At 41.3% G+C, this 13,737-nt stretch carries 14 protein-coding genes; 12 read left to right on the forward strand and 2 right to left on the reverse strand.

From position 1 onward, the window contains the following. The first annotated feature begins 19 nt into the window (after nt 1–19). The 7 genes from HC965_RS08570 to HC965_RS08600 all read left to right on the forward strand — a co-directional run bounded on the left by HC965_RS08570 (nt 20) and on the right by HC965_RS08600 (nt 4,560). Nucleotides 20–457 carry a WbuC family cupin fold metalloprotein gene (locus tag HC965_RS08570; protein ID WP_191031101.1) on the forward strand — a complete coding sequence of 146 codons (438 nt, stop codon included), beginning with the start codon at nt 20–22 and terminating at the stop codon, nt 455–457. After that, nucleotides 457–1,041 (forward strand): N-acetylmuramoyl-L-alanine amidase, encoded by a 585-nt coding sequence (locus HC965_RS08575; RefSeq protein WP_191031102.1) that lies wholly within the window; start codon nt 457–459, stop codon nt 1,039–1,041. The genes HC965_RS08570 and HC965_RS08575 overlap by 1 nt, the downstream gene beginning before the upstream one ends. A gap of 294 nt (nt 1,042–1,335) precedes the next feature. Next, nucleotides 1,336–1,563 carry a type II toxin-antitoxin system VapB15 family antitoxin gene (gene vap15, locus HC965_RS08580; protein WP_191031103.1) on the forward strand — a complete coding sequence of 76 codons (228 nt, stop codon included), beginning with the start codon at nt 1,336–1,338 and terminating at the stop codon, nt 1,561–1,563. After that, the gene (locus HC965_RS08585) at nt 1,550–2,038 is read left to right on the forward strand and encodes a putative toxin-antitoxin system toxin component, PIN family (protein ID WP_191031104.1); all 489 of its coding nucleotides are present in this window, start codon (nt 1,550–1,552) and stop codon (nt 2,036–2,038) included. The genes vap15 and HC965_RS08585 overlap by 14 nt, the downstream gene beginning before the upstream one ends. Before the next feature lie 120 nt (nt 2,039–2,158). Further along, complete coding sequence (locus HC965_RS08590) at nt 2,159–3,724, forward strand: ATP-binding protein (RefSeq protein ID WP_191031105.1); 1,566 nt, start codon at nt 2,159–2,161, stop codon at nt 3,722–3,724. A gap of 160 nt (nt 3,725–3,884) precedes the next feature. Then, on the forward strand, nt 3,885–4,406 hold the full coding sequence (locus HC965_RS08595) for an HU family DNA-binding protein (protein ID WP_191031106.1): 522 nt from the start codon (nt 3,885–3,887) through the stop codon (nt 4,404–4,406). Between the two features lie 61 nt (nt 4,407–4,467). Further along, nucleotides 4,468–4,560 carry a smalltalk protein gene (locus HC965_RS08600; protein ID WP_191031107.1) on the forward strand — a complete coding sequence of 31 codons (93 nt, stop codon included), beginning with the start codon at nt 4,468–4,470 and terminating at the stop codon, nt 4,558–4,560. A 78-nt stretch (nt 4,561–4,638) separates the two neighbouring features. Here HC965_RS08600 and HC965_RS08605 read toward each other — a convergent pair whose 3' ends face one another. Then, a complete protein-coding gene (locus HC965_RS08605) occupies nt 4,639–6,393 on the reverse strand; it encodes an AAA family ATPase (RefSeq protein WP_191031108.1) in 1,755 nt (584 codons plus the stop codon). 227 nt (nt 6,394–6,620) lie between these two features. Between HC965_RS08605 and HC965_RS08610 the strand changes: the two genes are divergently transcribed. The 5 genes from HC965_RS08610 (at nt 6,621) to HC965_RS08630 (ending at nt 12,634) form a co-directional block, all read left to right on the forward strand. Beyond that, complete coding sequence (locus tag HC965_RS08610; RefSeq protein ID WP_167965234.1) at nt 6,621–8,945, forward strand: transglycosylase domain-containing protein; 2,325 nt, start codon at nt 6,621–6,623, stop codon at nt 8,943–8,945. A gap of 15 nt (nt 8,946–8,960) precedes the next feature. Continuing rightward, on the forward strand, nt 8,961–9,329 hold the full coding sequence (locus HC965_RS08615) for a 2-amino-4-hydroxy-6-hydroxymethyldihydropteridine diphosphokinase (RefSeq protein WP_191031109.1): 369 nt from the start codon (nt 8,961–8,963) through the stop codon (nt 9,327–9,329). Between the two features lie 8 nt (nt 9,330–9,337). Beyond that, on the forward strand, nt 9,338–10,090 hold the full coding sequence (gene kdsB, locus HC965_RS08620; RefSeq protein ID WP_191031110.1) for a 3-deoxy-manno-octulosonate cytidylyltransferase: 753 nt from the start codon (nt 9,338–9,340) through the stop codon (nt 10,088–10,090). Nucleotides 10,091–10,094: 4 nt separating this feature from the next. Beyond that, complete coding sequence (locus HC965_RS08625) at nt 10,095–11,378, forward strand: pitrilysin family protein (protein WP_191031111.1); 1,284 nt, start codon at nt 10,095–10,097, stop codon at nt 11,376–11,378. An 86-nt stretch (nt 11,379–11,464) separates the two neighbouring features. After that, nucleotides 11,465–12,634: a phosphatidylinositol-4-phosphate 5-kinase gene (locus tag HC965_RS08630; protein ID WP_191031112.1), complete on the forward strand. Its 1,170-nt coding sequence runs from the start codon at nt 11,465–11,467 to the stop codon at nt 12,632–12,634. A gap of 90 nt (nt 12,635–12,724) precedes the next feature. Here HC965_RS08630 and HC965_RS08635 read toward each other — a convergent pair whose 3' ends face one another. Next, a complete protein-coding gene (locus HC965_RS08635; protein WP_191031113.1) occupies nt 12,725–13,663 on the reverse strand; it encodes a ribose-phosphate pyrophosphokinase in 939 nt (312 codons plus the stop codon). Nucleotides 13,664–13,737 lie beyond the last annotated feature (74 nt).

Genomic DNA, 13,737 nt, shown 5'->3' on the forward strand with positions numbered 1-13,737 from the left:
CAATAATTGAATGTACAGTATGGAAATAAATAAAAAAATGCTTGAAACTCTCTTTGCGGAGGCTAAAGAAAATTCACGTTTGCGTCAGAACTTCGACTTGCGCACTTCATTAGCAGATACTAGCCAACGAATGCTTAACGCATTACTGCCAAAAACAAAAGTGCCTATCCATCGACATGAAGATACCACAGAAACAGTAATTTGCTTGTGTGGTAAGTTGGACGAAGTTATTTATGAAGAGATTGTTTCATATGAGAATGATATAACAGGACTTCCACAAGGTATGGATGCTCAAAATGTATTTCGTAAGGTATCTTATCGAGAAGTACAACGCATTCGGCTTTGCCCGGCAGAAGCCAAATATGGCTGTCAAATCCCCAAAGGTGCATGGCATACTGTAGAAGTAATCGAGCCTTCGGTGATATTCGAGGCTAAGGATGGGGCATATCTACAATAATGAAAATATTAATAGATAACGGACACGGTAAGGAAACTCCCGGCAAATGTTCGCCTGATGGTCGTTTGAAGGAGTATGCATATACTCGTGAGATTGCTGACAGGGTAGTAGCCGGATTGCAGGATAAAGGTGTTGATACTATGCGTATTGTGCCTGAAGAAGAGGATGTGTCGTTATCAGAACGTGTAAAGCGTGTCAATACATTCGGAAAAGAAGCTATATTAATATCAATCCACTGTAATGCGATGGGTAATGGTTCTGAATGGATGTCTGCGCATGGATGGAGTGTATTTGTTGGCAATAATGCTTCAATGAATAGTAAGTGGCTTGCCTGGCAATTGGCACAAGCAGCCTTGAACAAGAAGGTAAAAGTACGTCGTTCATCTCCACAAAATCTTTATTGGACTGCCAATCTTTATATCTGTCAGAAAACGAATTGTCCGGCAGTGTTGGTCGAGAATTTCTTTCAAGACAATAAGGATGATGTTGAATTTCTTCTCTCGGAAGAAGGGAAGCAATGTATAACGGATATACTGTTGGAAGGTATTACGAATTATCTGAAGGAGTACTTAAGAAATATGTAGGTCCCTGAATCCATGAGATTTTCATGAATTCCCTGCATTATGAAGGTCAGGAGGACTACAGCGGTATATTCCTGACTTATACACCCTCATATTGGCATAAAAGCTGATATGTATTTTGTATGTGAAGATATATCAACTGTCTGTGAAGATGGTTGATATATTTATTTTAGGGGAATGTTGGTTAATGTTTTACTTTCATAGGATAGAACGTTGAAAAATGGTATAAATAAAGACAGAATTTGTGTGTAAGAAACGAATAATAATGTTATATTTGCAATATATATAAAGAAGAAAATGGCAACAGCATCCTTGAAAATACGTTTGGGCTATAATCAGGTCTTAGACTTGATACGTCAATTATCTGATGAAGATAAAATGAAGTTAAGCCGTGAATTAAAAGCAGAAACACGGAAAATTAAGTTGCAACATTTGCTGGAAGTATTCAAAAATGATGAGATTTCATTGTCTGATATAGATGCTGAAGTAGAATCGGTCAGAAAGGCAAGATATGAAAATAGATAATGAAATTAAAGTGATTGTTGATACCAATCTATGGATTAGCTTTTTGATAGGTCGGAAACTTTCGTGTCTACTAAGTTTGTTATCACATCCAAATTTTGAATTGGTCGTTTCCCAAGAACTCTTAGACGAAATACGGGAAGTAAGTTCACGACCCAAATTGATGAAATATTTTTCTCAAGAACAAATAGCTTTGCTATTGGATTTTATGAGTGAAGAGACTCAATCTTATCAATTAGAAAATATAATGCCACGTTGTCGTGATCCAAAAGATGATTATCTCCTAGAATTGGCTATTGTTTCTAAGGCAGATTATTTGGTGACTGGAGATAAAGATTTATTGGATTTAGATAAAATTGGTTCGTGCCAAATTGTGTCCGCTATTGAATTTGATTCTCTGACTGCGAATTGGGGATATCCTGCTTTAATGCACGAAGGATTAGAAGAATATATCAGTATAATCATAGACAGCGAATAAAATGCTATGTTATCTTCCTTTACACACTTTCATAACATACTCCTTTATATTGTAGTGAAATAGATATTAGAGGGATAGAATTCGATATTTTTTTGTAGCTTTGTGACAAACATTACTGATATGGAAGATTTGCAAAGATTATACCCCATTGGGATACAGACATTCTCAAAGATACGGGAGGGAAATTACCTCTATATTGATAAGACAGCTTATGTTTATCGGATGACTCATTCGGCGTCCGGATATATGTTTCTGAGTCGTCCGCGACGTTTCGGAAAATCATTATTGACTTCTACGTTGCACAGCTATTTTTCCGGGCGTAAGGAGTTATTTCATGGATTGGCTATAGAGAAACTGGAGAAGGAATGGACGGAATATCCGGTATTTCACTTCGATTTAAGTATGGCAAAGCATGTGGATAAAGGTGGCTTGGAACGGCTTCTTGACTTTATGTTAGCAAGGCATGAGTCTGTATTTGGCCTCAATGCTACGGGAGGCGATCCTAACTTACGATTGGTTGATTTGATAACCACCGCTTATGAGCAGACAGGTAAAAAAGTGGTTGTTCTTATTGATGAATATGATGCTCCTTTACTTGATGTGGTACATGAACGGGAAAATCTTGACATCTTGCGTAATATCATGCGTAACTTCTACAGTCCGTTGAAAGCTTGTGATCCTTATTTGCGCTATGTGTTTCTGACTGGTATCACTAAATTTTCTCAGCTTAGTATTTTTAGTGAACTGAACAATATAAAGAATATCAGTATGGATGAGCCTTATGCTGCTATCTGTGGAATCAGTGAGGATGAGATACGTTCGCAAATGAAAGATGATTTGGATGGATTGGCAAGGAGATTGGAGATTACGTCGGAAGAAGCCTTGATGAAGCTGAAAGAAAATTATGATGGCTATCATTTTACTTATCCGTCTCCTGATATATATAATCCGTTCAGTTTGCTTAATGCTTTTGCAGATGGTAAGTTTAATTCTTATTGGTTTGGTAGTGGTACACCTACATATCTGATAAAGATGCTGGAAAAATTCGGGGTAGAACCTTCTGAAATAGGAAATAATCATGCGGAGGTTTCTGCTTTCGATGCTCCTACTGAAACGATGACTGATATAATTCCGTTATTGTACCAGAGTGGCTATATCACTATAAAGGATTATGATAAGAGTCTGGATTTGTATACACTGGATATTCCTAATAAGGAAGTACGGCTGGGATTGATGAAGAGTCTTTTGCCTAATTATGTTGCCAGCAAGACCAGAGAGACTACTACTATGGTAGCTTATCTTTCTCGTGATATCCGTAACGGTGATATGGATGCTGCCTTACGTCGTTTGCAGGAATTTCTCTCTACGATTCCTTATTGTGACAATACAAGGTTTGAGGGTCACTACCAGCAAATGTTTTATGTCATATTCAGTCTATTGGGTAACTATGTCGATGTGGAGGTACGTACTCCGCGTGGACGGGTGGATATAGTACTCCGTACAGAGACTACGTTGTATGTGATGGAACTGAAACTGGATAAGAGTGCGGGTGAAGCGATGGAGCAGATTGATTTGAAGAATTACCCGGAGCGTTTTGCTTTATGTGGATTGCCTGTCGTGAAAGTAGCTATCAGTTTTGATAGTGAACGCTGTACGATAGGAGAGTGGGAGATTTTGGAAGCCTAGCTATGTCGTTGATTAATAGTTTACTATGTATTTGTTTAATAAAAAGAGCTTCGCAAGGGGCTTTTTCCTTTTCTATCCGAAATAAAAGCCTCACCTTTGCATTGTTGATCAACAAAACGTGAATAAATAACTTGAATTTAAATCTTTTAAAAAACGTATTATGAGTGTAATTTACAAAGTCATTACGCGACCTACGGATCCGCGTGTTCCCAATTCTCCCAAGAGATTTTATCCGCATCTGATTACTTTAGGGCAGTCTGTCAATTTGAAATATCTAGCAGAGAAGATGAAAGACCGTTCTTCTCTTTCTGTCGGTGATATCAAGAGTGTGATTCAGAACTTCGTGGATAAAATGAAGGAGCAACTGTTGGAAGGTAAGTCGGTGAATATCGAAGGCTTGGGAGTGTTTATGCTGGCTGCCCGTTCAAAAGGTGCGGAATTGGCGAAAGATATCACAGCTAAAAGCGTGGAGAGTGTCCGTATCTTCTTTCAAGCGAATAAAGAACTGCGTGTTACAAAAACTGCAACACGTGCAGATGAGAAACTGGATCTGATCAGCTTGGATGAATATCTGAAGAAAATAAGTGTTACTGTATCTCCGGAAAATCCGGATGACGGTGGTAATGAAGGCGGCGGCAATGAAGGTGGAGATGGTGGAGAAACACCTGATCCGGCTGCTTAACTAGCTGAGGATTGACGGTTAAGAAGTATAATGAATGTTTAATTTAAAAAGAAAAATGTCTATGAAAAAAACTTGGAGTTTGATTTTGAAAGTGATTATTGCTGTTGCCGGTGCGATTGCCGGAGTGATTGGTGTACAGGCGGCAACGATGTAATTGATATCTTATAAATAGACATAGTTAGGTATGAATGACAGGCGGGATTTTTCCCGCCTGTTTTGTTTTGGAGGATTATCAATGTATTTCTTCGCACACTTTCATTTCCATTCCTTTGTATACTACCACAATCTTATGTAGTTGTGTAGTACCAATAGCATTTTTTACCGTATCAGTATCAGCATAACGATTTGCTTGGGCGATACCCTCTTGTCGCAATTCTTCTACACGATTTTCGGGGTCTTTGTATTTTGCATATTTCAACTCTATAATGTAGCTATGTTTCATATCGGGATAAATCTCCAGCAACGGGGACAGGAAAATGTCGGCATATCCTTCTTGGGTGTCTGCTTCTGAAATGGGGCGATAGAATCTATTCTGAGCTGTCATGGCTAATGTGAAACCGTGGACGAAGAATTCACCCTTCTGCTTGTCTCGTTGGGAAGCGTAGCGTTTCAGGCAGTCGGCTATGTAGCCAAAATATGTTTGCCATGTACCTCGATAGGCAAGAGCACTAGCTAACTCATTTTTCTCGTAGTTACTAAAACTTAGGTCAGCTTCATTATAGGTGTTTAATAGATAGGTGTAAAGTTGCTCGCGAACTACTTGATTGGGGATGGTCAGTTTGCACTTTCCTTCGTGTGTACCACTGATGGTGAGCATGCCAAAATAATATAGCAGACTCACGAAATTGTCAGGATCGATAATATTAATAGCTGGAAAACCTTTTTTAAGTTCTCCTGTAATATATCCTTGACTAATCAAGGTTTGTATGATGGAAGCGTCATGAGCAAATTCTTTATCTTTGCGGATGAGCATGCGTAGCTTTTCGTAATCAATACGAATATTGTCCTCTATCATGTTTTTCGGAACTTCACCATTATATTCGATATAATTTTTGACGAAATAGAGCACCATATTCGAATTATACATAGTGGTTCGACCATAACATTCTTCTGCAAAACAGTAATTGTCATACCATGGTTTCATAATCTGAATTAATTCATCAACGGTGTGATTGAAATGGCTTGTGGTGGAATAGTAAGTCAGCATCTCACGTACTTCACTTTCTGTGAATCCCATCATTTCGTTGAATCTTGGCGAGAGTGAATAGTTGGTACCGATATTAAAGCCGCTAGTCAAATCGTCCATCGTCACGGGGCTGACACCGGTAATGAAACAACGCTTGATGCTGGAGTCTGTACCGGATTTTATCTTGTTAAAGAAAGCACGCAGATACCCTTCTTTATGTGTTTCGTCAGTATAACGGTTCAGGCTATTGACATCAGAGAGTATTGTATTGGTGAAGTGGTCATATTCATCAATGAAGAGATATATCTTTTGATTGACGCGGGCACATTCCGTAAACAAATATTCGAACTGATTGATTGCTCCGTCTTTTTCATCCATTTTTTCCTTGATTCCTTCGGGTAGATAGTCAGCATAGACATCGCAAAAATAGTCGAACACGATTCTGCAATGCTCGTCCAGGCCTTTGCGATAGCTCTGCAAGTCTCCACTGATTCCTGAAAAATTCAATTTTATCACTAAATAGCTGTTGCGGTCTTTTGTGGGATGCTTTCCGATATATAGATCACCAAATAGAGCATCAAATTTATCTTTGGCACGTACATCATAATAGTGTTGTAGCATATTCAATGTCAGACTTTTCCCAAATCGGCGTGGGCGGATAAAGAAGAAAAAGCGGTCTGATTGTTCTATCAAGGAGATGAATGAGGTTTTATCCACATAATAATAATTGTCCAGGCGGATGTCCTCAAAGTTCATCATGCCATAAGGTAGCAATTTTCTGTCTGATGGTACATATTCCATAATCTATGTCTTTTTATGTCTACACTTTGAATAAGTGTAGACAAAGATACTTTCTTTCCACTACTTTCCCAAACAAATGTTCTTTCTTTTTGTTTCAGGTCTTTGGTTATGAGTATCAACCTATATTTTAACAAAACTGAAATAATAATCAAACTCGTTGGCTGAGTACCGGATTTTATCTACCTTTGTACCTTAATTATTTGCGTCTTTTTTAAGCTAGAAAAAACATGATTCGAAAAATAATAAAAGCTCTTTGGATTTTATTGGCAATTGGAGTAGTGGCTGTTGTCACTATATTTGTTTCCATCTCAAAAGGTTGGATAGGTTATATGCCTCCTGTAGAGGAATTGGAGAATCCAAGTTATAAATTTGCGACGGAGATTTTCTCGGAAGACGATAAGGTACTGGGTACTTGGTCTTACAGTAAAGAAAATCGTGTATATACTGCCTATAAGGATTTATCACCCAATATCATTAATGCATTGATTGCTACGGAAGATGTTCGTTTCGTCGAACATTCAGGTATTGACGCCAAGGCGTTGTTCCGTGCATTTGTAAAACGCGGTTTGATGTTCCAGAAAAATGCGGGTGGGGGTAGTACCCTGTCACAGCAACTTGCCAAGCAGTTGTTTACGGAAAATGTGGCGAGGAATACTCTTCAACGTCTTTTTCAGAAGCCTATTGAATGGGTGATTGCAGTGAAGCTCGAACGCTACTACACTAAAGAAGAAATTCTGAGCATGTATCTCAATAAGTTCGACTTCTTGAATAATGCGGTCGGTATCAAGACGGCGGCTCATACATACTTTGGCTGCGAACCGAAGGAATTGAAGTTGGAAGAAGCGGCTACTTTGGTCGGTATGTGTAAGAATCCATCGCTCTATAATCCGGTACGCTTCAATGAACGTTCTCGTGGACGTCGTAATGTGGTGCTTGAGCAGATGCGTAAAGCAGGATATATCACAGAAGCCGAATGTGATTCTTTAAAAGCTCTTCCGTTGAAGTTGACTTATAATCGTGTAGACCACAAAGAAGGTTTGGCGACTTATTTCCGCGAGTATCTCCGTGGTGTAATGACCGCACCGAAGCCGGTGAAAAGTGATTATCGCGGTTGGCAAATGCAGAAGTTCTACGAAGATTCTCTTTCTTGGGAAACGAATCCGCTATATGGCTGGTGTGCGAAAAACAAGAAGAAGGACGGAACGAATTATAATATCTATACGGATGGGTTGAAGATTTATACTACTATCAACTCACGTATGCAGCAATATGCTGAAGATGCTGTGAAAGAGCATTTGGGCGATTATCTGCAACCGGTATTCTTCAAGGAAAAAGAGGGCAGTAAGAATGCTCCTTATGCAAGGTCATTGCCGGAAAAACGGGTGGAAGAATTGCTGACTAAGGCGATGAAGCAGACCGACCGTTACCGTCTGATGAAAGAAGCGGGAGCTTCGGAACAGGAGATTCGGAAAGCGTTCGACAAACCGGAAGAGATGACTGTCTTTTCCTGGAAAGGGGATAAGGATACGATTATGAGCCCGATGGACTCCATCCGTTATTACAAGTCTTTCCTGCGTACAGGATTCATGTCGATGGACCCGATGAACGGACATGTGAAGGCTTATGTAGGCGGACCGAATTATGTATATTTCCAGTATGATATGGCTATGGTAGGACGCCGTCAGGTAGGATCTACTATTAAACCCTATCTGTATACACTGGCTATGGAGAATAATTTCTCTCCTTGTGACCAGGTGCGTCACGTAGAACAGACATTGATCGACGAGAATGGAACTCCTTGGTCACCGCGTAACGCTAACAACAAGCGTTATGGTGAAATGGTGACTTTAAAATGGGGATTGGCCAATTCGGACAACTGGATTTCTGCTTACCTGATGGGTAAACTGAATCCGTATAATCTGGTGAGACTTATTCATAGTTTCGGTGTACGCAATAAAGCTATCGACCCGGTTGTTTCACTTTGTCTCGGCCCTTGCGAAATCTCTGTCGGCGAAATGGTGAGTGCTTATACAGCTTTCGCTAATAAAGGTATTCGTGTAGCTCCGCTGTTTGTTACCCGTATTGAAGATAGTGACGGCAATGTGATTTCTACATTTGCACCACAGATGGAAGAGGTAATCAGCGTTTCGAGTGCTTACAAGATGCTTGTCATGCTCCGTGCCGTTATTAATGAAGGAACGGGTGGACGTGTCCGCCGCTATGGTATCACTGCCGATATGGGTGGAAAGACGGGAACAACCAATGACAACTCTGATGCCTGGTTTATGGGATTCACTCCCTCACTGGTATCTGGCTGCTGGGTAGGAGGTGACGAACGTGATATTCACTTCGGCAGAATGACTTATGGACAGGGAGCTGCTGCTGCACTGCCTATCTGGGCACTCTACATGAAGAAGGTATATGATGACCCGACTTTGGGATACGACCAGCAAGAAACGTTCAAACTTCCTCAGGGATTTGACCCTTGTGCCGGTTCGGAAACTCCGAATGGCGAAGTGGAAGAAATGGGGTTGGACGACTTGTTTAACTAAGCTTCTTCTCCTGCCATGCATAAGTGTATCATCTGCATTGGAAGTAACTACAACCGGAAGGAAAATCTATTTTTTGCACGGCAAAAGCTGACGGATCTGTTTCCTTCCATTCGTTTCACGTCTGAACAGGAAACGCAGCCTTTGTTTTTCCGGAGTCCGGCGTTATTTTCCAATCAGGTAGCACAGTTCTTTTCCGAAGCCGGGGAAGAGAAAGTAAGGAAGGAATTGAAAGCCATCGAGAAATCTGCCGGCCGTCGTCCGGAAGATAAGAAAGAAGAAAAAGTTTGCCTGGATATTGATTTGCTCACTTTTGATGACAGGGTATTGAAACCCGAGGACTTGAAAAGGGAGTATATCGTGAAGGGATTAGAAGAATTAAAATAGATTCAGATATGAAATTTCTGGGAATAATACCTGCCCGTTATGCATCCACACGTTTCCCCGCGAAACCGTTGGCTATCCTGGGTGGAAAAACAGTGATACAACGTGTATATGAACAAGTAGCGGGCGTATTGGATGACGCTTATGTAGCTACTGACGACGAACGGATCGAAGCGGCTGTAAAAGCCTTTGGGGGCAAGGTGGTAATGACCTCTGTTCATCATAAAAGCGGTACGGACCGTTGTTACGAAGCCTGTACCAAGATAGGTGGTGGTTTCGATGTCGTTGTTAATATACAGGGGGACGAACCTTTTATCCAACCTTCGCAGCTGAATGCTGTAAAGGCTTGTTTTGAAGACCAGACTACACAAATTGCCACATTGGTGAAGCCTTTCACTGCCGATGAATCGTTTGCCGTACTCGAAAATGTGAATTCACCGAAAGTGGTAGTCAATACAAACTGGAATGCACTTTACTTCAGTCGTTCTATTATCCCTTATCAACGTAATGCTGAAAAGCAGGAATGGCTGAAAGGACATACCTATTATAAACATATTGGCCTGTATGCTTATCGCACAGAAGTGCTGAAAGAGATAACGGCACTCCCGCAGTCTTCTCTTGAAATAGCCGAGTCGTTGGAACAGCTTCGCTGGCTGGAAAACGGCTATAAGATAAAGGTAGGTATCAGCGATGTGGAAACGATTGGTATTGACACTCCTCAGGACTTGGAACGTGCAGAGGAATTTTTGAAAAACAGAGGATAGTCTTATGGATCGCACGATACAACCTGAAATACAAACCCTGAAAAACTTCCGGATACTTACTCCCGTCCGGACTACTTTGCCGAATGGTATTCCGCTGACCGTTATCAATGCCGGTGAGCAGGATGTGGTACGTATGGATATACTTTTTTCCGGAGGTCGCTGGCAGCAATCGCAGAAATTACAAGCGTTGTTTACCAACCGGATGCTGCGTGAGGGGACTACGAAATATACGGCGGCAACAATTGCCGAAAAACTGGATTATTATGGTTCGTGGCTCGAACTGTCGAGCTCTTCGGAATATGCCTACATCACAGTCTATTCGTTGAATAAGTATTTGGCGAAAACATTGGAGGTAGTGGAGTCCATGATTAAGGAGCCGCTTTTTCCGGAAAAAGAACTGAGGACTATTCTGGATACGAATATCCAACAATATTTGGTCAATACTTCCAAAGTTGACTTCCTGGCACATCGCAGTCTGCTGAAATCCCTCTACGGAGAACAGCATCCATGCGGAAAGATAGTAATGGAAGAAGATTACCATACTATCGCTCCGGATGTACTTCGTGATTTCTACGAACGGCATTATCATTCGGGCAACTGCTCTATTTTCCTCTCCGGGAAGGTGACGGAAGATAGTATTCGCCGGGTGACGGATACTTTTGGTGTCCCGTTCGGACAACATCAATTACAGATGCCGAAATTAAGTTTTCCTTTTGCTGCTGTTCCTGAAAAGAGAATTTTTACGGAGCGTGAGGATGCGATGCAGAGTGCAGTGAAACTGGGATGTACCACTATTACCCGTGAACATCCGGATTATCCGAAATTGCGGGTACTGATGACTTTATTCGGTGGTTATTTCGGTAGCCGCCTGATGTCTAATATCCGCGAAGAAAAAGGATATACATATGGCATTTCGGCAGGTATCATGTTCTATCCTGATAGCGGGATGCTGCTTGTTTCCACGGAGACGGACAATGAATATGTGGAACCGCTGATACAGGAAGTGTATCACGAAATAGACCGCCTGCATCAAGAACCTGTGTCTATGGAAGAACTGACAATGGTGCGCAACTATATGCTGGGCGAAATGTGCCGGAGCTATGAGTCGCCTTTCTCACTTTCGGACGCGTGGATATTTATAGCTACTTCCGGTCTGACTGACGACTATTTTTCTCATTCCCTGCACGCTGTGAATGAGATTACACCTGCGGAAATACAGGATTTGGCACAGCGTTATTTATGCAAAGAGACATTAAAAGAGGTCATCGCAGGTAAAAAGTTGTCATAATTTGCTTTCCGGTAGGGGAATGTATGGGAGAGAAATTGTATCTTTGTCCAAATTGTAAATCTAAAAAAGAGTAACTACTAAAATAAATGAGGAAATATCTATATACTACACTTTTATTGGCTCTCCTTGCACAAGCGGGAGCGATGGCACAAGAAAATGAAGGAAAAAAAAGCGGATTTTTCGGAAAAATAAAAGATACATTCTCTACGGATATAAAGATTGGCAACTATACTTTTAAAGATGGTAGCGTCTATACTGGTGAAATGAAAGGGCGCAAACCGAATGGAAAAGGAAAAACAGTCTTTAAGAACGGTGATGTTTACGAAGGAGAATACGTAAAGGGAAAACGTGAAGGCTACGGCATTTATATGTTTCCCGACGGTGAAAAGTATGAAGGACAATGGTTTCAAGACCAGCAGCACGGAAGAGGTATCTATTATTTTATGAATAATAACCGTTATGACGGTATGTGGTTTCAGGATTACCAGCACGGTGAGGGAACGATGTATTATCACAACGGCGATTTGTATGTAGGTAACTGGGTAAATGATAAGCGCGAAGGCAAAGGCACATATACCTGGGCGAACGGCGCAAAATATAGCGGTCATTGGAAGAATGACAAGAAGAACGGCAAAGGTAACATGAACTGGGACGATGGCTGTAAGTATGACGGTGACTGGAAAGATGATGTTCGCCATGGCAAAGGGGTTTTTGAATATACCAACGGTGATAAATACGATGGTGACTGGGCGGATGATATTCAACATGGAAAAGGTACGTATTTCTTCCATACGGGTGACCGTTATGAAGGTTCTTATCTTTTAGGTGAACGTACCGGCCCGGGTGTTTACTATCACGCGAATGGTGATAAATATGTAGGAAACTTCAAGGATGGTATGCAGGACGGCAAAGGTACTTTCACGTGGTCGAACGGTGCTGTGTACGAAGGTTCTTGGAAAAACAACAAACGTGACGGAAAAGGTATCTACAAATGGAGCAATGGTGACGTTTACGATGGTGACTGGAAAGATAATCGTCCGAACGGACAGGGCACTTTAAAGACTGTCGCAGGTATGCAATATAAAGGTGGTTTCGTTGACGGACTGGAAGAAGGACAAGGTGTACAAGTCGACAAGGATGGTAACCGCTTCGACGGCTTCTTCAAACAGGGAAAAAAGGACGGTCCGTTTGTGGAAACGGATAAGGACGGAAAGGTTATCAAGAAAGGAACCTATAAATTAGGAAGACTTCAATAAATTGAGAATTGAGAATTAAAAATTGAGAAATAAGAGCTAGCGCCATGGTGCTGCATAGAATTTCTCAATTTTTAATTCTCATTTTTTAATTTAGATAATGTATTGTGAACTGATAGACTCGTTATTCATAACGCGTTTGATAGTTTCAGCAAACATTTCGGCAATACTCAACTGTTTTACTTTTGCGCATTTCTTAGCGTAAGGAATGCTGTCGGTAAATACCATTTCAGTCAGACCGGATTCTTGCACACGGAAAGAAGCAGGATCAGACATTACACAGTGGCTGGCGATAGCCCGTACAGATGCTGCACCAGCTTCTAGCATGATGTTGGCAGCTTTAGTGATTGTTCCTGCTGTATCTACGATATCGTCAATCAGTACAACGTTCTTGTTGGTCACATCACCGATGATTTGCATGGAAGCAACTTCATTTGCTTTTTCACGTGATTTGTTACAGAGTACCAATGGCACACCGAGATATTTGGAGAAAGTGCTGGCGCGTTTTGAACCACCTACGTCCGGCGTAGCAATCACCAGATTTTCCAGGTTTAATGACTGGATGTAGGGGAGGAATACGGCTGATGCATACAGGTGATCTACGGGGATGTTGAAGAATCCCTGAATCTGGTCTGCATGCAAGTCCATGGTAATCAGTCGGTCGATACCTGCTACAGAAAGCAGATCGGCTACCAACTTAGCTCCGATAGATACACGAGGTTTGTCTTTTCTGTCCTGACGGGCCCATCCGAAATAGGGGACTACAGCTACAACGCTCTTTGCAGATGCACGTTTTGCAGCGTCGATCATCAGGAGAAGTTCCATTAAGTTGTCTGAGTTTGGGAAAGTGGATTGAACCAGGAATACATGTGCGCCACGAATTGACTCCTCATATGAAACCGCAAATTCACCATCGGCAAAATGCGTAATGTTCATATTTCCCAGAGGACAATCCAGGCTTGCGCAGATTTTTTCTGCAAGATATCTCGAGTTCGTTCCCGAGAATACCATAAAGGGTGCTTTTTCGCTCATTTTGTAATAGATGTTTTACCTATTTGTTAATTTGCCTGCAAAGGTAGGAATTTCTCTTATTATTTAGAAGGACT

It is taken from the genome of Bacteroides sp. GM023, assembly GCF_014750685.1.
In the GTDB taxonomy this organism is placed as follows: domain Bacteria; phylum Bacteroidota; class Bacteroidia; order Bacteroidales; family Bacteroidaceae; genus Bacteroides.